Raw genomic sequence first — 18,063 nt, 5'->3', positions numbered from 1 at the left:
ACTGGTAATGCGCAAGTCGCAGAGCGCGATATTGCCGGTATCGAAAGATACAACGTAAAAGAATCGGTGGAGCGGTAGTTCAGTTGGTTAGAATACCTGCCTGTCACGCAGGGGGTCGCGGGTTCGAGCCCCGTCCGTTCCGCCACTTAATTGATAAGCCCTGGGTTTCGACTCAGGGCTTTTTCATATCTGCATTTTGCGCTTTTCAGACTGGAATTGTTCCTCTTTACCGCCTCGCCTTTCTCCATATTATTGCCTTCAGATCAAAAGTCTTATGCCGAACCAGGCGTTTTTGATCAATAAAAAAGTTGCCATAATCTTCCTCATACCACATCTACCTGTTAATGAGAGAAAACATTATGAGCATCCCTGCATTTGGTTTAGGTACTTTCCGCCTTCAGGATCAGGTTGTTATCGATTCTGTCAGCACTGCACTTGAACTGGGCTATCGCACTATCGACACCGCGCAGATCTATGAAAACGAAGCGGCTGTTGGCCAGGCTATCGCTGCCAGCGGCGTGAAACGTGAAGACCTGTTCATCACCACCAAGATTTGGATCGCGAATCTGGCGAAAGGCACACTGATCCCAAGCCTGCAAGAAAGCTTGAAAAAACTGCAAACCTCCTACGTTGATCTGACGCTGATCCACTGGCCGTCACCCAACGACGAAGTGCCAGTTGCCGAATTTATGGCTGAGTTGCTGGAAGCGAAAAAGCTGGGGCTGACTCGCCAAATTGGCGTATCTAACTTCACTATCGACTTGATGCAGCAAGCGATTGACGCGATTGGCGCCGATGAAATCGCCACCAACCAAATCGAGCTGTCACCGTTCTTGCAGAACCGCAAGGTGGTAGAATTCGCGCAGCAGCACGGCATCGCCATCACCTCTTACATGACGTTGGCCTATGGCAAAGCGCTGCAGGATGAAACGATTAAAAGCATCGCCGCTCGTCACAATGCAACTCCAGCACAGGTTGTCCTGGCTTGGGCATTGAAGCTGGGGTATGCAGTTATTCCTTCCTCGACCAAGCGAGAAAACCTGGCGAGCAACCTGTTGGCGCAGCAACTGACGCTGACCGACGAAGATATGGCGCAGATCGCCGCACTGGAGTGCAACGGCCGTCTGGTTAGCCCGGAAGGCCTGGCGCCAAACTGGGATTAATCTTTCCTCGCAGTGGTCAGCATAAGGCGTCCATCAGGGCGCCTTTTTTATCGTTTCAGGTATTCACTCACAAAATCAATAAAGCTGCGCAGACGGTTGCTAACGGCGCTGTCGCTGTAATAAACCGCGTTGATCGGCATGGCGACCGGCAGTGTCGCTTCCACCAGAATCGGAACCAAATCTCCACGTTTGATATCTTCGTCGCTCATAAAGTCCGACAGGCAGGCGATACCGTTGCCATGCAGACAGAGATGGCGCTGGGTTTCTCCACTATTAGTGGTCAAGCCGGGGGTGATTTCCAACTGGCTGCCATCTGAACAAGCCAGTGGCCAGCGGTTCAAACTGGGCAGGTCGTTGAAGCCGATGCAGCAGTGATGTGCAAGATCTTCTACCGTTAGCGGCGTGCCGTGCTGCGCCAGATAGGCGGGGGAGGCGAGCACATGCCGGTAGCTGGTCATCAGTTTGCGCGCTTTCAGCGTGGAATCGGTCAGCTCTCCTACGCGGATCGCAATATCCACTTTTCGCTCGATCAAATTGATAAAGTTTTCCGAAGACACCAGCGATAACGACATTTCAGGATAACGTTCGCGGAACTCCGCCACTAAAGGCGTCAGCATGTGCAGCACCACCGGCGTTGCCGCGTCGACGCGCAGCAGGCCTTGCGGGCGTTGACGGCTTTCCATCAGCGCATTTTCTGCCGCGGCCATATCGTTCAGTACCTTCTGCACCTGGCGAAAGTAATTCTCTCCTTCCTGAGTCAGGCTGATTTGGCGCGTGGTGCGGTTGAGCAGCGTAACGCCCAGTTTGCTTTCCAGTTTTTTCACCGTTCGGCTAACCACGGAATTCGCTTGTTCCAGGCGTTCAGCCGCCCGGCTGAAACTGCCGCTTTCCACGACGGTGACAAAGGTGATCAGCTCGTCTGAGTTTGCTTTCATTTTTGCTCCAATGGCAAAGTTAATTTGAAATTTTGAGCATTTTTATCATTTAAGCATAGGCCGATAATAGCCGTCATCAACTTGAATGCTATTTCGGAGTAAAAAATGCCACTCGCATTACTTGCCTTAACCATCAGCGCTTTTGCTATCGGCACGACCGAGTTCGTGATTGTCGGGTTGATTCCGACTATCGCGGAGCAGTTGGGAGTGACTGTACCGTCCGCTGGGTTGCTGGTGACTATCTATGCCCTCGGCGTAGCCATTGGCGCGCCGGTGCTGACGGCCCTGACCAGCCGTATACCGCGCAAACTGCTGCTGGTTGGCCTGATGGTGCTGTTCACTCTCGGCAACCTGCTAGCCTGGCAGTCACCCAGTTATGAATCGCTGGTAGTGGCTCGGTTGTTGACCGGCCTGGCGCACGGCGTGTTCTTCTCTATCGGTTCCACTATCGCCACTAGCCTGGTGGCGAAAGAGAAGGCGGCCTCCGCCATCGCCATCATGTTTGGTGGCCTGACGGTGGCGCTGGTGACCGGCGTACCGCTGGGGACGTTCATCGGCCAGCAGTTTGGCTGGCGTGAGACCTTCCTGGCCGTTTCTCTGATTGGCGCTGTCGCCACGCTGGCCAGCATTATTTTGGTGCCGAGCAATATCAAGAACCAGGGCAGCGCCGGCGTGCGGGAACAGCTGAAAGTGCTGACTCATCCTCGTCTGCTGCTGATTTACGCGATTACCGCATTGGGATACGGCGGGGTCTTCACGACTTTCACCTTCCTTGCGCCGATGATGCAGGAATTGGCCGGCTTCTCTGCTCCGACCGTGAGCTGGATACTGTTGGCTTATGGCGTCGCGGTGGCGGTGGGTAACATCTGGGGAGGCAAGCTGGCCGATCGTCATGGGGCCGTGCGTGCGTTGAGCTTTATCTTTGCCGCGCTGGCCGTTTTGCTGCTGCTGTTCCAGTTTACCGCCAGTCACAGTATTGCCGCTTTGCTGACGGTGATTGTGATGGGTGTGTTCGCTTTCGGCAACGTGCCGGGGCTGCAGGTGTATGTGGTGCAGAAAGCCGCGCAATACACGCCAAATGCGGTGGATGTGGCGTCCGGTCTCAACATCGCGGCGTTCAACATCGGCATTGCGCTCGGCTCGGTGATAGGCGGCCAGACTGTTGCCTCACTGGGGCTGGCGCAGACCCCCTGGATTGGCGCGCTGATCGTGGTGGTTGCATTGTTGCTGGTTAGCCTCAGTGGCCGCCTGGATAAAAAGTCTCAGCTGCAAACGGCTTAATTCGTAAAACCCTTGCTGCCTGGCCCGCGTTTTGCGGGCCTTTTCGCATTTTTCACCTATTACCCCTCACCTTTACACAGCTATACCGTCAGAAGATTGAAATCGCTGCAGGCGGCCCCTATAACTGAAAAGGTGATGCCCGCAAAAGCCATGCCCTCTATGCAGGGTAGGCGTATAATCAATTCATCGTTGGCGAGTGTTCATCGCCAGTTTTCATGTTAATGGGTAATAGGCGAATCGCGTGCCGAAACGAACTTATGCAATGAGGTATGTTGCAGGTCAGCCAGTTGAGCGAATCTTTCCTGGCGCCGTTAACCAGCCGTTGCCGCCAGGGGCGGCGCTGCCGACGACCGGCGCCTTGCGCGTTATGGTGTGGAATATTTTCAAACAGCAGCGAGCCGACTGGCTTTCGGTGCTGAAAAACCATGGCAAAGACGCGCAGCTGGTATTGTTGCAAGAGGCGCAAACCACGCCAGAGTTGGTGAGCTACGCTACCGCCAACTATCTGGCGGCCGATCAGGTGCCGGCCTTTGTGCTACCGCAGCACCCTTCCGGCGTGATGACGCTGGCGGCCGCTCATCCTGTTTACTGTTGCCCGCTGCGCGAGCGAGAGCCGCTGCTGCGGCTGTCCAAGTCGGCCCTGATCACCGTTTATCCGCTGTACAACGGCGAGCTGTTGATGGTGGTGAACATCCATGCGGTGAACTTTAGCCTGGGCGTCGACGTCTACAGCAAGCAGTTGGGGCCGATAGGCGAACAGATCGCCAGTCACCGGGGGCCGGTGATTATGGCGGGGGATTTCAACGCCTGGAGCCGCAAGCGCATCAATGCGCTGTATGACTTTGCCGGAGAGATGGCGCTGCGCGAGGTGAGTTTCACCGACGACCATCGCCGCAAGGCCTTCGGGCGTCCACTGGATTTCGTATTTTACCGCAATCTGGGGGTGGTGGAGGCGTCGGTGCTGGTGACCAGCGCGTCGGATCACAACCCGCTGTTGGTGGAGTTTCATCCGGAGAAAGACTCACCGGTATGGTGAATCGCAGCTAATAAAAAAGCACCCCGAAGGGTGCTTTTTTTGTGCCGAACATTTAAGTATCCGGCGTTAACTTGTTGCCGACAAACAGGGTCAGCTTCAGACCTGGCTGCAGGTTGCCTTTGGCGAGCGTTGAATTCCAACGCATCACGTCGTTAATATCGACGCCGTGACGACGTGCGATACTGGCGAGCGAATCACCTTTACGAACCTGGTAGGTGATACTGCTGTTACTGCCAGTATTGCTGGCCACTTGCAGGGTTTGCCCAACTTTTATGGCGCTCTTGGCGCGTAAGTTGTTCCAACTCTGCAAATCGCTGGTCTTAACGTTCAGCCGCTTGGCAATGCCCGATAAGGTGTCGCCGGAGCGCACTTTATACGAACTGCCACCGGTCAAACCGCTGTTCTTCGCCAACTGCGTCGTTGGCTGAGTCACGGCGATCTGGCCATCGGCCAGCGAGTCTTTCAGTTGCTCGGCATGTCCTTTGGGAACCATGATGTAATGGGGCCCGTTGGGTGCCGTAACACCTTTTTTGTAGCCTGGGTTATACGCTTTCATCTTGGTGACTGAAAGCCCTGCCATCTCAGCCGCCTGAGTCAGCTGGATCTGCTGTCCGACATCGATACGCGCAAGCGCACGGGTTTCATCCGTTTTCGGGAGTTTAACGCCGTACTTCTTGCTGTTCTTGATGATGTCGCTCAGCGCCAGCATTTTCGGGACATAGATTGACGTTTCACGCGGAAGCGACAATGCCCAGAAATTGGTTGGCTTACCCTGGCGTTTGTTTGCCTTCACCGCTTGCATCACGCGGCCTTCACCACTGTTATAGGCGGCTACGGTCAGTAACCAGTCGCCGTTAAACATGCGGTTCAAGCGCTGCATCATGTTAAGCGCAGCGGTTGTCGAGGCGACGACATCGCGTCGGCCGTCATACCACTGATTGTTTTTCAAACCATAATTGCGACCCGTTTGCGGCACGATTTGCCATAGCCCTGCGGCGTTGGCACTTGACGTGGCGTGTGGGTCAAAAGCGCTCTCCACTATGGGTAGCAGTACCAGTTCCATCGGCATATTACGTTTCTTAATCTGCCCGACTATCCAGTACATGTACGGCTCTGCCCGTAATGTTACATCGTGGAGATAGCTCTTACTTTTTAAGTACTTTCTTTTCTGATCACGGATCCGGGAATTTTCCGGAACCTCCATCTTCAGCTCGTCGCTAATGAAGTTCCACAGGTCCTGTTGCGCGGCGGGACTGTTGTTATCCAACCACCGCGCCGAGCTCGCTCGGCCATTTGCTGTGTACTCTCCTGCTTCACCATCTTGACCAGCCGAAGACAAACTCTGTGCATGCTGTTCTGGCGCCGGTGCGTCCTGCCTGGACGACTGGCAACCCACTAGCAAGACTGAGGCGAGAAATATCGCTTTAGCCTTCATGTGTGTGTCAATGTAGTTGCTTAAAAGACGAGCAATAATACTTTGCTTCGCCAAATAACACAACTAAAAGCTTAGAAGTTATCTTTCCGCAGGCGTAATTCGGAAAAAACTGAATGAAGGCTTTTCGGTGGTGAATTAAAGCCTAATTTCTTTTGTAAATCAGTATCATGGCAACGTAAAAACAGGTTAATTTTGCGCTCTAATTGCAATGTAGTCGGCACGCTGGCTTGGCCTTTTGCCCTTAACGCTTCAACATGTTGTTGATATGTTTCAATCTCTCGATCTTCCGGCAAAATAGCCCGCGCAAACTTAAGATTTGAAAGAGTATATTCATGCGCGCAGCAAATTAAGGTGTTATCGGGAAGTTGCGCGAGTTGTTGAAATGAGTCGTACATTTGTTTGGCGGTGCCTTCAAACAGCCTGCCGCAGCCGGCGGAGAAAATGGTGTCGCCGCAGAACAGATAAGGGGCACTATAGAATGCCACATGGCCCAGCGTATGGCCGGGAACGGCGATAGTCCTGTATTGGCGGCCATCGATATCAAAGGTGTCGCCGTCATGGACGATGTGGTTGGCGCCTTTGTCCGCGGTTTCCTGCGGCCCATAGACGGCCAGGCCGGGGTACTGCGCGACAATCTGCGCCACGCCGCCGACGTGATCGTGATGATGGTGAGTCAGCAGGATCGCCGCCGGCGCCAGCTGCAGGCGCTGCAACGCTTCAAGTACCGGCTGCGCTTCACCCGGATCGACGATAATGCAGCGCCCCTGTCGGTCATCCAATAACCAAATGTAATTGTCCTGGAAGGCGGGAATGCTGATAAGATTCATGGTGTACCTCTCGTTGGCAACGGCTTGAAAGAAGATAATAAATCATGAAACCAGCCCATACTCTACAAAAGCTCACCGGCCCGCAGTCCTGGGCTGAGCTGCCGTGGGGGGAGTACTATCGTGAAGCGCTCGAGCGGCAGTTGCAACCCTGGTGGCCCAAGCTGTTCGGTTTCCATCTGCTGAAGATGGGCATGCTCAGCGCCGAGCTGGCCACGGATAAATGTGCAATCTCCCATCAGGTTAACGTAGGGCTGGAGGGGGAAGGGCTGCAGGTGGTCGCCGATGCTTATCAACTGCCGTTTGCCGCCAAGTCGGTAGATGCCTGCCTGTTGGCGCATACGCTGTCCTATGCGGACGATCCGCACCGCATGCTGCGTGAGGTGGACAGGGTGTTGATCGACGACGGCTGGTTGGTCATCAGCAGTTTCAATCCGTTCAGCCTGCTGGGGTTGGGCAAGCTGGCGCCCGGGTTGCGTCGTCGCCAGCCCTATGTCAGCCGCATGTTTACCCAGATGCGGCTGCTGGATTGGCTCAGTCTGCTGAATTACGAGGTGTTGCACCAGGCGCGTTTTCACGTACTGCCGTGGCACCGCAAGGGCGGCAAATTTTTATGCACCCATTTGCCGGCGCTGGGCTGCATGAGCGTGATTGTGGCGCGTAAGCGCACCTTGCCGCTGACGCCCACGCCGATGAAACTGGGGGCGAGAAAGCCGTCTCTCAGCCGCGCGGTGGGCGCGACCAAGAGCTATCGCAAGCTGCCTTAGGCTTCCGGTTGGTAACCGACGTCTTCCTGCGTCGGTTTACCGGCCGCTTCGCGCGCCAGCACGTCACAACGTTCGTTCTCCGGATGGCCGGCGTGGCCCTTGACCCATTCCCACTTCACCTCGTGGCGCTGAATGGCCTGATCCAGCCGCTGCCACAGATCGACATTTTTGACCGGTTTTTTGTCGGCGGTTTTCCAACCGCGTTTCTTCCAGTTATGGATCCAGCTGGTGATGCCCTGGCGCACGTACTGGCTGTCGGTGCTGAGCGTCACGGCGCAGGGCACGGTCAGCGCTTCCAGCGCCACGATCGCCGCCATCATTTCCATGCGGTTATTGGTGGTCAGACGGAATCCTTCGCTGAAGGTTTTTTCCGTCTGCTTATAGCGCAGTATCGCGCCGTAGCCACCGGGGCCGGGGTTGCCAAGGCAGGAGCCGTCGGTGAAAATTTCTACCTGTTTGAGCATCTCTGGTAGACTCTTCCTATCAGTTTTATAAAAGCCAAGTCTGACATAAACGAGCGCTGTGAGCACTGCAATATGATCTCTACAACCACCAGACAGATTGTCCTCGATACCGAAACCACCGGTATGAACAAGCTTGGGGTGCACTACGAAGGGCACCGCATCATCGAAATCGGTGCGGTGGAGGTGATTAACCGCCGCCTGACCGGGCGCAACTTCCACGTATACATCAAGCCGGATCGGCTGGTGGATCCGGAAGCCTACGGCGTACACGGCATCAGCGACGACTTCCTGGCCGACAAGCCGACCTTCGATCAGGTTGCCGAGGAATTCCTCGACTTTATCCGCGGCGGCGAGCTGGTGATCCATAACGCGGCGTTCGATATCGGCTTTATGGATCACGAATTCCGCATGTTGCAGCAGGGCATCCCGAAGACCGAGACCTTCTGCACCATCACCGACAGCCTGTTGATGGCGCGTCGCCTGTTCCCGGGCAAGCGCAACAACCTCGATGCCTTGTGCAGCCGTTATGAGATAGACAACAGCAAGCGTACGCTGCACGGCGCATTGCTCGATGCCGAGATCCTGGCGGAAGTTTATCTGGCGATGACCGGCGGTCAGACCTCGATAGCGTTCCAGATGGAGGGGGATACCCAGCAAAATGACGCCGCGCAAGAAATACAACGCATTGTCCGCCCGGCGACGGCGATGAAAGTGGTCTACGCCAGCGACGAAGAAGTGAAGGCGCATGAGGCGCGTCTGGATCTGGTGGCGAAGAAGGGCGGTAGCTGCCTGTGGCGCGGGGCGCCGGCGGAATAACGGCGTTTTTGCGTGAAAAAACCTCACTGGATGAATCTTCGTTGAAAAACTGTGCAAACGGTTCATTTGCGGAGAAAAAGGCGTTGACGGAACCGAGAGGCGTCCGTAATATGCGCCTCGTTCCCCCGCAAGAGGGAATGGCGCGGAGCGGTAGTTCAGTTGGTTAGAATACCTGCCTGTCACGCAGGGGGTCGCGGGTTCGAGCCCCGTCCGTTCCGCCACTATTCAGAAGCCCTGAGTTAGCGATAACTCAGGGCTTCGTCGTTTCCGTTCTCTGAAAAACGGCGCGGCCCAATGAACGGGGCCGGCAGACCGGCCCCTTATCCTCAGAATAACACCGAATAGTTCAAGCCGAAGGTGCGTCCGCGGCCTTTATAGCTGTACAGCTCAGGCGATCCGTAGGTCGGGCTGTACAGGATCGGCGCGCGTTGGCCCCAAACGGTGGTGTATTCCTTGTCCAGCAAGTTTTCCACGCTGAAGCTGATTTTCCCTACCGGCAGGGTATAGCTGCCGAGGAAATCGAGGGTGTTGTAGCCATCGATTTTGCGGCCCTGGGTGGAATTGGCCTTGGTGTAATCGCCATCGTCCGACACGTCGAAGGTTTGCTGCGACTGTAAACGCAGATTCCAGTCGCCCGGCGCCCAGCCGACATAAGCGGTGACTTTCGATGGGCTGGCGGTATCGACTACCAGCTTCTTCCATTCGCCGTTGACCTTGGTTTCGGATCGGATAACGTTGAAGTTGGTGCCGGCGCTCCAGTCGCTGTCTTCAAAGAAGTAGTCCACCGCCCCTTCCAGCCCATAGATGCGGCGCTTATCCGCATTGACGTTAATGGTCATGTCGGTTTTGTTGATGGCGATGCTCTTGTCGGACAGCGAGTAGTAGGCGGCGATTTGCGTGCGCAGATTATCGCCGGTATAGCGCCAGCCCAGCTCGTAGGCATTGACCTTGATGCCTTCCAGCTTGGAATCGCCGACGTTAACGCTCTTCAGCAACTGGTAATGTCCGCCGTTCAACGCGTAGGTGCCGTTACCGTAATATTTGCCCGGATCCGGGATCTCAAAGCCCTGAGAGAAGTTGAACCAGGTTTGCTGGCGCTCGGTCAGATGTGCCAGCAGGCCGGCATTGAACAGCGCGTTGTTGTAGTCGGTTTTCCCGCCCGGTATAGCGTCGGCGGACGTCGCGGCGCCGGTGGCGATTGCCTGCTGCTGGTTATAACCGACGAAGTCATCAATCTTGTTTTCGGTGTACTGATAACGCACGCCGCCGCTCAGGGTGAAGATCGGGTTGATGTCGTAGCTGGCCTGCAGGAACGACGCCAGGTTGCTGGTGGTATAGCTCGGGTAGCGGCCGGTGCTGTAAGCGTTCTCCAGCGTCATGCCGCCCGACTGCTGAGCCTTAGCCAGGTTGAAGAACTGCTGGTTGGCGTTGAAGCTTTCATGCTCGGCGTCAATGCCGTAAGTCAGCGTCAGTGCATCGACAGGTTTGCTGTTTAACGTCAGCTTGCCACCGTAGAAATCGGTTTTTTGCTGCGAAGCGCCAATGCTGCTGACGTAATAGTTCGGTGCTTTGCCCGCGAGCGTCGGGAACGGGTAGAAGGTCAACGTTTCGTCGCGGTAGTAGACCTGCGCCACCAGATCCTGGCCGAGGAAATCTGTGTTGGAATATTGCAGGTTGATCAGGTGGCGCTCGGTGCCGGGGATGCGGTCGGAATTTAAGTTACCGCTGTTATATGCCTTGGCGTTGCCGGTCACCGCCGCAAAGTTCTCTCCCAGGAACAGGCCGTGATCGCCGTCGGATTGGCTTTTGTAGTATTGGGTGGTCAGCTGCAGCTGTTGATGATCGTCGATGTTGAGGGTGCCGGTGCCCATCACGTCGAGGCGATCGGAATACTGCAGGCCGGTTTGGGTATTGTCGATCAATACCTCATTGCCTTTGCCGTCATACCAGCCGCCATAGCGCTGGTAAGAAACGGACAGGCGCCCAGAGGCGTTGTCGTTGCCGCCGCTGACCGCCGCCGCCACGTTCTCGTCGTGATCGTTATGGCCGCCAAAGCCGGTTTTACCGCCGACCTGCAACTCGACCTGCTGTTCCTGTTGTCCTTTTTTGGTGACGATATTGATCAGGCCGCCGGTGCTGCCGCCGCCGTACAGCGAGGTCGCGCCGGAAATCACCTCGATATGATCGATATTGAACGGATCGATCGAATCCAACTGGCGGCTGTCGCTGCGCGATGAGTTCAGGCGCACGCCGTCAATCATCACCATCATCGAGCGGCCGCGCATATTCATGCCATAGTTGGTGCGGCCCTGGCCGCTGACGTCCATGCCGGGGATCAGCTGCGCCAACATGTCCTTGATCTCTTTGCCGCCCTGAACCTGCTGTTCGATCTCCTGGCTTTCGATCACCCAGGTGGTTTGCGCCATTTCCGCCGTGCTGCGGTGTGAACGGCTGGCGGAGACCACCATCTGCTCTTCGGCGCCGGCTTTCTGATCTTCTGCCCAAGCCGTCGGCGCAAGCATCGCCAGCAGACAAGGATTCAAAACCCAAAGGTGTTTGCGTTTCATCGTTATTTATTTCCCAGGTGATATTGTTATTGCGTTATTTTTGAGAATGATTCTTTTATCAATAACGTTTCTTGTTATCAATAAAATCATGATATGATTTTTTGCGATACATTAACGTAATTAATTAGTTTTATTAACATTTTACCCGCTGCGCGATCGAGCAACCCACGCCGTCAACACGGCAGCCGATCGGCCATACGTTCAAGCGACAGCCGTTGCCGGAGAAACGAGAACATGTCCGCCAGCTACAGAATTTTTGATATCACCTTGAAAAGCAAAACGCTGATTTCACCTTCGCTGGTGCGCTGCGTGTTTGAAGGTGCGGATATTCATCGGATGAAGTTGGAAGCGCCGGATCAGCGCATCAAACTGCTGTTCCCGGCGGCGGACGGCCAGATCCCGCAGTTGGCCAATAGCCCGGACTGGTATGGCGATTACATGGCGATCCCCAAAGAGCGGCGCCCGGTGATGCGCACTTATACGCTGCGTGCGCTGCGCCGTGAGCAGAATCAGATGGACGTCGAGTTCGTGCTGCATGGCGTGAACGGCCCGGCCTCCGCCTGGGCGACTCATGCCGAGCCGGGTGATGCCATTCAGACCGTCGCCCCCAACGCTGACTTCGACGGCGACAGCGGCGGCTACGAATGGGCGCCGCCGGCGCAGTTGCAGCAGGCGCTGTTGATCGCCGATGAAACGGCCGTGCCGGCGGCGATGGGCATTCTGGAGCAATTGGCGCAGCAGACCAATCCGCCGCGCGTGCAGGCATTCTTCGAAGTGCCGCAGGCGGGGGATTGCCTGGATTTGACCCGCTTCCCGTTCGCCGAGGTTTACTGGCTGTCGCGCGATGTGGGCCGCCAGTTGGCGCATGGCACGTTGTTGGCGGAAGCGGTGCGCCAGCGGGTGGATATTCCCGCTTCGGCGTGCGCGCAAGCGCAGTCTTTGGCGGAAAGCAGCCTGAGCGATGAGGTGTTGTGGGAGCGGGCGGCGGGCGGCAACGCTTTCTATGCCTGGGTGGCGGCCGAGTCTTCGGCGGTGAAAACCCTGCGCCGTTATCTGATCGGCGAACGCGATCTGGACCGCGCTACCGTTAACTTTATGGCCTACTGGTGCTGAATGCGCCGCCCTTTTCCGGCGACGCTGCTGAAGAGGGGCTGGCCGCGGTTATTTCCCATCAACGAATAATCGCTTGCCAGCGGGTAGTTCGGCCGTGCTATGTTCCGCTGAAACAAAGGTTACAGCGAGAACAATAATGCAACGGTTCGACGAACGTCTGCGCCGCGACTACCCACAGCTGACGCCGCAGGAGCAGCGGGTGGCCGACTTCATCTTCGATCACTATGACGATTTGATCGGCTACAACAGCGCCGAGCTGGCGCGCCTGAGCGGCGTTTCCAAAGCCACGGTCAGCCGCTTGTTCAAACGGCTGGGCTACCCCAACTACCGCGCCATGCGCGATGAGCTGCGCACCCTGCGCCAGAGTGGCATGCCGCTGACCGATAGCCGCGATGCGGTGCAGGGCGATACGCTGCTGGCGCGGCACTATAAGCAGGAAATGGCCAATCTCACCCGTTGGGTAAAGCAGATCGATGCCGAACAGTTCAGTGCGACCATCGCCGCGCTGGCGCGGGCGCGCGGCGTGATGCTGTTGGGGCTGCGCAACAGCTATCCGGTGGCGATGCACCTGCGTCAGCAACTGATGCAGGTGCGTGAACAGGTGCTGCTGGCGCCGCAGCCGGGGCAGACGCTGGCGGAAGATCTGGCGGGGCTGACACCGCAGGACATGGCGGTGGTGGTGGCGTTCCGCCGCCGGCCGCGCCAGATAAAGGCGGTGTTGACGCTGTTGCAAAGCCGCGGGGTACCGACGCTGCTGATCTGCGAACCGCAGGCGCAGGCGCTGTTTTCGTTGGCCAGCTGGCACTTGACCGTGCCGCTCGACAGCGTGTCGGCCTTCGACAGCTATGCCGCCGCCATGAGCCTGGCCAGTTTGCTCAGCAATGCGTTGCTGCATGAGAGGCTGGCGCAGGGGCGACAGCGCATTCATCACGTCGCTGAACTGTTCCAGACGCTGGACGAACTGGAGCTGCGTTAAGCACGGCAGATCATATTCCTTCCCCCTCCGCCGTTTAAGGCGGATCGGTCACCTCATTGTGTTACTTTGGTTTCATTAATTGATCATAAGAATCTTTTGTTTCAACTGAATCCCTATCGGGAGTAGGCTGTTGGGCAGCAAACAAACGTCATGTCGACGCTGAAGGCATAACTCAATAACTTACTAAGCTGACAGGGAATGAACATGTTGGATATCTCGCAATTCGATCAGATTAACCCGCCGGCGCGCCTGCTGATGGGGCCGGGGCCGATCAACGCCGATCCGCGCGTGCTGCGCGCCATGTCGAGCCAGCTGATCGGCCAGTACGATCCGGCGATGACCGGTTACATGAATCAGGTCATGGCGCTGTATCGCGCGCTGTTCCGCACCGAAAACCGCTGGACGATGCTGGTGGACGGCACCTCGCGCGCCGGCATCGAAGCGCTGCTGGTTTCCGCCATTCGCCCGGGCGATAAGGTGCTGGTGCCGGTATTTGGCCGCTTCGGACATCTGCTGTGCGAGATCGCCCGCCGTTGCCGTGCCGAGGTGCATACGATCGAGGTACCGTGGGGTGAGGTGTTCAGCGCCGATCGCATCGAAGACGCGATTAAGCGGGTGCGTCCGCGCCTGCTGCTGACGGTGCAGGGCGACACGTCCACCACCATGCTGCAGCCGCTGCATGAGCTGGGTGATATCTGCCGCCGCCACGGCGTGCTGTTTTACACCGATGCGACCGCTTCCTTCGGCGGCAACCCGCTGGAGACCGACGCCTGGGGGCTGGATGCGGTCTCTGCCGGGCTGCAGAAGTGCCTGGGCGGCCCCTCCGGCAGTTCACCGGTCACCCTCAGCCCGCAGTTTGAAGAGATCGTGCGCCGCCGTAAATGCGTGGAGCAGGGGATCCGAACCGCCGAGCACGCCGACGGCGACGACGAGATGATCTACTCCAACTATTTCGACATCGGCATGATCATGGATTATTGGGGACCGGAGCGCCTCAATCACCATACCGAAGCCACCAGCATGCTGTTCGCGGCGCGGGAATGTGCGCGGGTGATCCTCGAAGAAGGGCTGGAGCACGCCATCGCCCGCCACCGGCTGCACGGCGCGGCGCTGCTGGCGGGCATCCGGGGCATGGGGCTGGCGGTATTCGGCGATCTTGAACACCGCATGAATAACGTGCTCGGCGTGATGATCCCGCCGCAGGTACATGGCGAACAGGTGCGGCAGATGATGCTGAACGACTTCGCCATCGAGATCGGCACCTCGTTCGGCCCGCTGCAGGGAAAAATCTGGCGCATCGGCACCATGGGCTACAACGCGCGCAAGGATTGCGTGCTGCAAACGCTGGCGGCGCTGGAGGCGGTGTTGAACCGCCTCGGTTTCGCCAGCAGGCAGGGCGAGGCATTGCAGGCCGCCTGGAACGTTTATGATGCGGGACATCATGGATGACGCCGCTGGAGGCGCAGCAGGCCGCCGTACGAGTGATGGCGCGCTGTGACGAGCTGGCGGCGATCAGCGCGGAGCCCGATCGGCTCACGCGCCTTTATCTTTCTGCGGAACATCGGCGCGCCAACCGGCTGGTTGGCGAATGGATGCGCGAGAGCGGCATGGCGGTTTGGCAGGACAGCGTCGGCAATATCTGCGGCCGCTATGAAGGTTTAACGCCCGGCGCCCCCGCGCTGCTGCTCGGTTCGCATCTGGACACGGTGCGTAACGCCGGGCGCTATGACGGCATGCTCGGCGTGCTTACGGCGCTGGAAGTGGTGGCGCGCTATCACCGCCAGGGGCGCCGATTGCCGTTGGCGCTGGAGGTGATCGGTTTTGCGGATGAAGAGGGGGCGCGCTTCGGCGTGACGCTGTTGGGCAGCCGCGGCCTGACCGGCCAGTGGTCTGCAGAGTGGCTGGTGCGTACCGATGCCGACGGCGTTAGCATCGCGCAGGCGATGCGTGACTTCGGGCTGGATCCGGCGGCGATTCTACAGGCGCGCCGTGCGCCACACGACATCCGCGCCTATTTTGAGCTGCATATCGAACAGGGCCCGTGCCTGGAGGCGGCCGACCTGGCGCTGGGGGTGGTGACGGCGATCAACGGCGCGCGTCGGCTTAACTGTGTCTTTAGCGGGGAGGCGGGCCACGCCGGCACGGTGCCGATGGGGCAGCGCAAAGATGCGTTGGCGGCCGCGGCGGAATGGATGATGGCGGTAGAAACCCTGACCTGCGCCGCCGATCCGCACCTGGTGGCCACCGTGGGCTGCATCGAGAGCCTGCCGGGCGCGGTCAACGTGATCCCCGGCGAGGTGCGCTTGACGCTCGACGTGCGCGGCCCGCAGGATGCACCGCTGGCGACGCTATTGACGGCGTTGCTGGCGCAGGCGCAAGCGATCTGCGCGCGGCGCGGAGTGCGCTTCGCCAGCGAGGCGTTTTATCGCATCGACGCCACCGCCTGCGATAGCGATCTGCAGCGCCGCTGGCAGGCGGCCGTCGAGCAGGTACAGGGGCAGAGTTTGGCGCTGCCGAGCGGCGCCGGACACGACGCCATCGCCGTGGCGGCGCACTGGCCGGTCGGCATGCTGTTTGTGCGTTGCGCCGGCGGCGTCAGCCATCATCCGGCCGAAGCGGTGCGGCAGGCGGACGTGGCGCTGGCGATCCAGGCCTATTGCCTGATGATCGCCGGCTGGGAGAGTGTTTGATCAGTCAAGACGCAGAAAGCTGTCGGCGTCGCGCCAGGCCGGGAAGGCGCTGCGGTAACTCTGCAGGCTTTCCAGCGACAGCTCGGCGTCCAGCCGCGCGGCTGTGCCGGGCTCGGCATCCGCCAGGATCTCGCCCTGCGGGCCGATGATCAGGCTGTCTCCGCTGTAGTTCAGGCCGTTAGGGTCTTCGCCCACCCGGTTGCAGCCCGCTACATACACCTGATTTTCAATCGCCCGCGCCGCCAGCAGCGTTTGCCAATGGCGGCTGCGCGGCGCCGGCCAGTTGGCGACGTACAGCGCCAGATCGTAATCCTGCTGATAGCGCGCCCAGACCGGGAAACGCAGGTCGTAGCAGATCTGCGGCAGGATGCGCCAGCCGCGCCACTCGAAGATTTCACGCCGGTTGCCGGCCTGGTAGTGCAGGTGTTCGCCGGCCATGCGGAACAGATGGCGTTTGTCATAGGCATGCACCTGGCCGCCCGGCTCCACCAGCAGGAAGCGATTGACCGCGCCTTCGGCGGTTTTCAGCGCCACGCTGCCGCCGATCAACGCGTGGCTTTTCACCGCCCAGCCGTGCAGCCAGTCGATCACCTGCTGTTCGGGCAGGGCGCTCTCGCCGGCATCCATGGCAAAACCGGTGGTGAACATTTCCGGCAAGACGATGAGATCGCGCCCGACGATCGGCGCCAGCAACGCGTCGAAGGCGGCCAGGTTAGCAAGGCCGTCGCGCCAGACCAGCGGTTGCTGCAACAGGGTAATTTTTAAAGTCGACATAACCGCTCCGCAGCTGCATCCAGCGTGGCGTCCTGCTTAGCGAAGCACAGCCGGATCAATTTATGGGGGAAAGGATCGGCACAGAAGACCGACAGCGGAATGGCCGCCACGCCCACGTGCTCGGTTAACCAATGGCAGAACGCCACATCGTCCAGATCGGAGATGGCGCTGTAGTCCGCCAGCAAGAAGTATGTACCGGCGCAGGGTAAAATTTCCAGTCGGCTGCTCGCCAGCGCTTGCACGAAGCGGTCGCGCTTGGCGCGGTAGAATGCCGGCAGCTGTCGCCAGTGCTCCGGCTCGGCGCGCAGGCTATCCGCCAGCGCCAGCTGCGCCGGAGTATTAACCGAAAAGGTCAGGTATTGATGCACCTTGCGCACCTCGGCGCTCAGCGTGGTGGGCGCCACGCAGTAACCCACTTTCCAGCCGGTCATGTGGAAGGTTTTACCGAAGGAGGACACCGCGATCGCCCGTTGGCGCAATTGCGGGTGGGCCAATACGCTGGCGTGCCCGCCTTTGGCGAAGCAGATGTGTTCGTAGACTTCGTCACTGAGCACGTAGATCTCGCGTTCGGCGATGGCGTGCCACAGCTGCTGCAGGTCTTCCGCCTGCCAGGCGGTGGCGGACGGATTGTGCGGCGTATTGACGATCACCAGGCGGGTGCGCGGCGACAGCGCGGCGGCGAACCGTTGCCAATCCACGGCAAACGCGGGCGGCTGCAGGGCGAGGCGTTTGAGTACGCCGCCGGCCAGCGTCACCGCCGGCGCGTAGCTGTCGTAGCTCGGATCGAAACAGACCACCTCATCGCCGGGGCGAACCAGCGCCGTGATGGCGGCGAACAGCGCTTCGGTAGCGCCGGCGGTGACGGTCACTTCGGCGGTGGCGTCCGGCTGCCAGCCATACAGCTCGGCGGTTTTGTCGGCGATGGCTTCGCGCAGCGCCGCCACGCCGGTCATCGGTGCATACTGGTTGGCGCCCTGGGCGACATGCCAGGCCAGGCGTGCTTTCAGGTAGTCCGGCCCGTCGAAATCGGGGAAGCCCTGCGACAGGTTGATCGCCTGATGCTGCTGCGCCAGCGCGCTCATCTGGGTGAAGATGGTGGTGCCCAGGGCAGGCAGTTTACTTTCGGGAATCAATGCGGAAGTGCTCATAGCAGGTGAATACTCCAGGCGCTTATATTGCCGTCAATATAACACGATGCTAGTATTTGGCAATCAAGACGCTT

16 protein-coding genes and 2 tRNA genes are annotated in these 18,063 nt (G+C 58.6%); 11 read left to right on the top strand and 7 right to left on the bottom strand.

The features are described from left to right. Positions 1-68: 68 nt before the first annotated feature. A tRNA-Asp gene (locus ACOWVD_RS13900) sits at positions 69-145 on the top strand. A gap of 214 nt (positions 146-359) precedes the next feature. Further along, the gene (dkgB, locus tag ACOWVD_RS13895) at positions 360-1,163 is read left to right on the top strand and encodes a 2,5-didehydrogluconate reductase DkgB (RefSeq protein ID WP_015376713.1); all 804 of its coding nucleotides are present in this window, start codon (positions 360-362) and stop codon (positions 1,161-1,163) included. 47 nt (positions 1,164-1,210) lie between these two features. Here dkgB and yafC read toward each other — a convergent pair whose 3' ends face one another. Beyond that, the gene (gene yafC, locus ACOWVD_RS13890) at positions 1,211-2,098 is read right to left on the bottom strand and encodes a DNA-binding transcriptional regulator YafC (protein WP_004930183.1); all 888 of its coding nucleotides are present in this window, start codon (positions 2,096-2,098) and stop codon (positions 1,211-1,213) included. A gap of 105 nt (positions 2,099-2,203) precedes the next feature. On the opposite strand from yafC, the gene ACOWVD_RS13885 reads away from it, so the two are divergent. Both ACOWVD_RS13885 and ACOWVD_RS13880 read left to right on the top strand, forming a co-directional pair. After that, positions 2,204-3,379, top strand: a complete 1,176-nt coding sequence (locus ACOWVD_RS13885) for an MFS transporter (RefSeq protein ID WP_049241338.1) — start codon at positions 2,204-2,206, stop codon at positions 3,377-3,379. Positions 3,380-3,620: 241 nt separating this feature from the next. Continuing rightward, positions 3,621-4,415: an endonuclease/exonuclease/phosphatase family protein gene (locus tag ACOWVD_RS13880; RefSeq protein ID WP_025160092.1), complete on the top strand. Its 795-nt coding sequence runs from the start codon at positions 3,621-3,623 to the stop codon at positions 4,413-4,415. 52 nt (positions 4,416-4,467) lie between these two features. On the opposite strand, the gene mltD is transcribed toward ACOWVD_RS13880, so the two are convergent. Further along, positions 4,468-5,850: a murein transglycosylase D gene (gene mltD, locus ACOWVD_RS13875; RefSeq protein WP_004930188.1), complete on the bottom strand. Its 1,383-nt coding sequence runs from the start codon at positions 5,848-5,850 to the stop codon at positions 4,468-4,470. A 71-nt stretch (positions 5,851-5,921) separates the two neighbouring features. After that, positions 5,922-6,677: a hydroxyacylglutathione hydrolase gene (gloB, locus tag ACOWVD_RS13870; protein ID WP_015376716.1), complete on the bottom strand. Its 756-nt coding sequence runs from the start codon at positions 6,675-6,677 to the stop codon at positions 5,922-5,924. A gap of 44 nt (positions 6,678-6,721) precedes the next feature. Between gloB and ACOWVD_RS13865 the strand changes: the two genes are divergently transcribed. Further along, entirely contained in the window at positions 6,722-7,441 is a 720-nt protein-coding gene (locus ACOWVD_RS13865; RefSeq protein ID WP_004930191.1) for a class I SAM-dependent methyltransferase, read from the top strand. On the opposite strand, the gene rnhA is transcribed toward ACOWVD_RS13865, so the two are convergent. Then, positions 7,438-7,905, bottom strand: coding sequence for a ribonuclease HI (rnhA, locus tag ACOWVD_RS13860; RefSeq protein WP_004930193.1), 468 nt, complete (start codon positions 7,903-7,905; stop codon positions 7,438-7,440). The two genes, ACOWVD_RS13865 and rnhA, sit on opposite strands and share 4 nt — an antisense overlap. A 72-nt stretch (positions 7,906-7,977) precedes the next feature. Here rnhA and dnaQ point away from each other — a divergent pair, with 72 nt between their 5' ends. Both dnaQ and ACOWVD_RS13850 read left to right on the top strand, forming a co-directional pair. Beyond that, on the top strand, positions 7,978-8,721 hold the full coding sequence (gene dnaQ / locus ACOWVD_RS13855) for a DNA polymerase III subunit epsilon (protein WP_004930195.1): 744 nt from the start codon (positions 7,978-7,980) through the stop codon (positions 8,719-8,721). Between the two features lie 144 nt (positions 8,722-8,865). Continuing rightward, positions 8,866-8,942, top strand: a tRNA-Asp gene (locus tag ACOWVD_RS13850). Between the two features lie 105 nt (positions 8,943-9,047). On the opposite strand, the gene ACOWVD_RS13845 is transcribed toward ACOWVD_RS13850, so the two are convergent. Further along, on the bottom strand, positions 9,048-11,288 hold the full coding sequence (locus ACOWVD_RS13845) for a TonB-dependent siderophore receptor (protein WP_049241342.1): 2,241 nt from the start codon (positions 11,286-11,288) through the stop codon (positions 9,048-9,050). A 234-nt stretch (positions 11,289-11,522) separates the two neighbouring features. Here ACOWVD_RS13845 and ACOWVD_RS13840 point away from each other — a divergent pair, with 234 nt between their 5' ends. The 4 genes from ACOWVD_RS13840 to hpxK all read left to right on the top strand — a co-directional run bounded on the left by ACOWVD_RS13840 (position 11,523) and on the right by hpxK (position 16,067). After that, complete coding sequence (locus tag ACOWVD_RS13840) at positions 11,523-12,401, top strand: siderophore-interacting protein (protein ID WP_325994893.1); 879 nt, start codon at positions 11,523-11,525, stop codon at positions 12,399-12,401. Between the two features lie 136 nt (positions 12,402-12,537). Beyond that, entirely contained in the window at positions 12,538-13,377 is an 840-nt protein-coding gene (locus tag ACOWVD_RS13835; RefSeq protein WP_088381257.1) for a MurR/RpiR family transcriptional regulator, read from the top strand. 204 nt (positions 13,378-13,581) lie between these two features. Continuing rightward, a complete protein-coding gene (locus ACOWVD_RS13830) occupies positions 13,582-14,826 on the top strand; it encodes a pyridoxal-phosphate-dependent aminotransferase family protein (protein ID WP_015376720.1) in 1,245 nt (414 codons plus the stop codon). Further along, positions 14,823-16,067: an allantoate amidohydrolase gene (gene hpxK / locus ACOWVD_RS13825; protein ID WP_164096001.1), complete on the top strand. Its 1,245-nt coding sequence runs from the start codon at positions 14,823-14,825 to the stop codon at positions 16,065-16,067. Before ACOWVD_RS13830 ends, hpxK begins: the two co-directional genes overlap by 4 nt. Here hpxK and ACOWVD_RS13820 read toward each other — a convergent pair whose 3' ends face one another. After that, positions 16,068-16,841, bottom strand: a complete 774-nt coding sequence (locus ACOWVD_RS13820; protein ID WP_075685774.1) for an amidohydrolase — start codon at positions 16,839-16,841, stop codon at positions 16,068-16,070. Continuing rightward, positions 16,829-17,989: a pyridoxal phosphate-dependent aminotransferase gene (locus ACOWVD_RS13815; protein WP_171403020.1), complete on the bottom strand. Its 1,161-nt coding sequence runs from the start codon at positions 17,987-17,989 to the stop codon at positions 16,829-16,831. The genes ACOWVD_RS13820 and ACOWVD_RS13815 overlap by 13 nt, the downstream gene beginning before the upstream one ends. Between the last annotated feature and the right edge of the window lie 74 nt (positions 17,990-18,063).

The sequence above is a fragment of the Serratia sp. SA088 genome (assembly GCF_049065515.1).
Classification (GTDB): domain Bacteria; phylum Pseudomonadota; class Gammaproteobacteria; order Enterobacterales; family Enterobacteriaceae; genus Serratia; species Serratia nematodiphila.
This window is presented reverse-complemented; position numbering and strand designations above follow the sequence as displayed.

What these genes read in the sequence shown, in the direction of transcription:
- dkgB (WP_015376713.1), top strand. Translation starts at nt 360, where the DNA reads ATGAGCATCCCTGCATTTGGTTTAGGTACTTTCCGCCTTCAGGATCAG.
- yafC (WP_004930183.1), bottom strand. Translation starts at nt 2,098, where the DNA reads ATGAAAGCAAACTCAGACGAGCTGATCACCTTTGTCACCGTCGTGGAA.
- ACOWVD_RS13885 (WP_049241338.1), top strand. Translation starts at nt 2,204, where the DNA reads ATGCCACTCGCATTACTTGCCTTAACCATCAGCGCTTTTGCTATCGGC.
- mltD (WP_004930188.1), bottom strand. Translation starts at nt 5,850, where the DNA reads ATGAAGGCTAAAGCGATATTTCTCGCCTCAGTCTTGCTAGTGGGTTGC.
- gloB (WP_015376716.1), bottom strand. Translation starts at nt 6,677, where the DNA reads ATGAATCTTATCAGCATTCCCGCCTTCCAGGACAATTACATTTGGTTA.
- ACOWVD_RS13865 (WP_004930191.1), top strand. Translation starts at nt 6,722, where the DNA reads ATGAAACCAGCCCATACTCTACAAAAGCTCACCGGCCCGCAGTCCTGG.
- rnhA (WP_004930193.1), bottom strand. Translation starts at nt 7,905, where the DNA reads ATGCTCAAACAGGTAGAAATTTTCACCGACGGCTCCTGCCTTGGCAAC.
- dnaQ (WP_004930195.1), top strand. Translation starts at nt 7,978, where the DNA reads ATGATCTCTACAACCACCAGACAGATTGTCCTCGATACCGAAACCACC.
- ACOWVD_RS13845 (WP_049241342.1), bottom strand. Translation starts at nt 11,288, where the DNA reads ATGAAACGCAAACACCTTTGGGTTTTGAATCCTTGTCTGCTGGCGATG.
- ACOWVD_RS13840 (WP_325994893.1), top strand. Translation starts at nt 11,523, where the DNA reads ATGTCCGCCAGCTACAGAATTTTTGATATCACCTTGAAAAGCAAAACG.
- ACOWVD_RS13835 (WP_088381257.1), top strand. Translation starts at nt 12,538, where the DNA reads ATGCAACGGTTCGACGAACGTCTGCGCCGCGACTACCCACAGCTGACG.
- ACOWVD_RS13830 (WP_015376720.1), top strand. Translation starts at nt 13,582, where the DNA reads ATGTTGGATATCTCGCAATTCGATCAGATTAACCCGCCGGCGCGCCTG.
- hpxK (WP_164096001.1), top strand. Translation starts at nt 14,823, where the DNA reads ATGACGCCGCTGGAGGCGCAGCAGGCCGCCGTACGAGTGATGGCGCGC.
- ACOWVD_RS13820 (WP_075685774.1), bottom strand. Translation starts at nt 16,841, where the DNA reads ATGTCGACTTTAAAAATTACCCTGTTGCAGCAACCGCTGGTCTGGCGC.
- ACOWVD_RS13815 (WP_171403020.1), bottom strand. Translation starts at nt 17,989, where the DNA reads ATGAGCACTTCCGCATTGATTCCCGAAAGTAAACTGCCTGCCCTGGGC.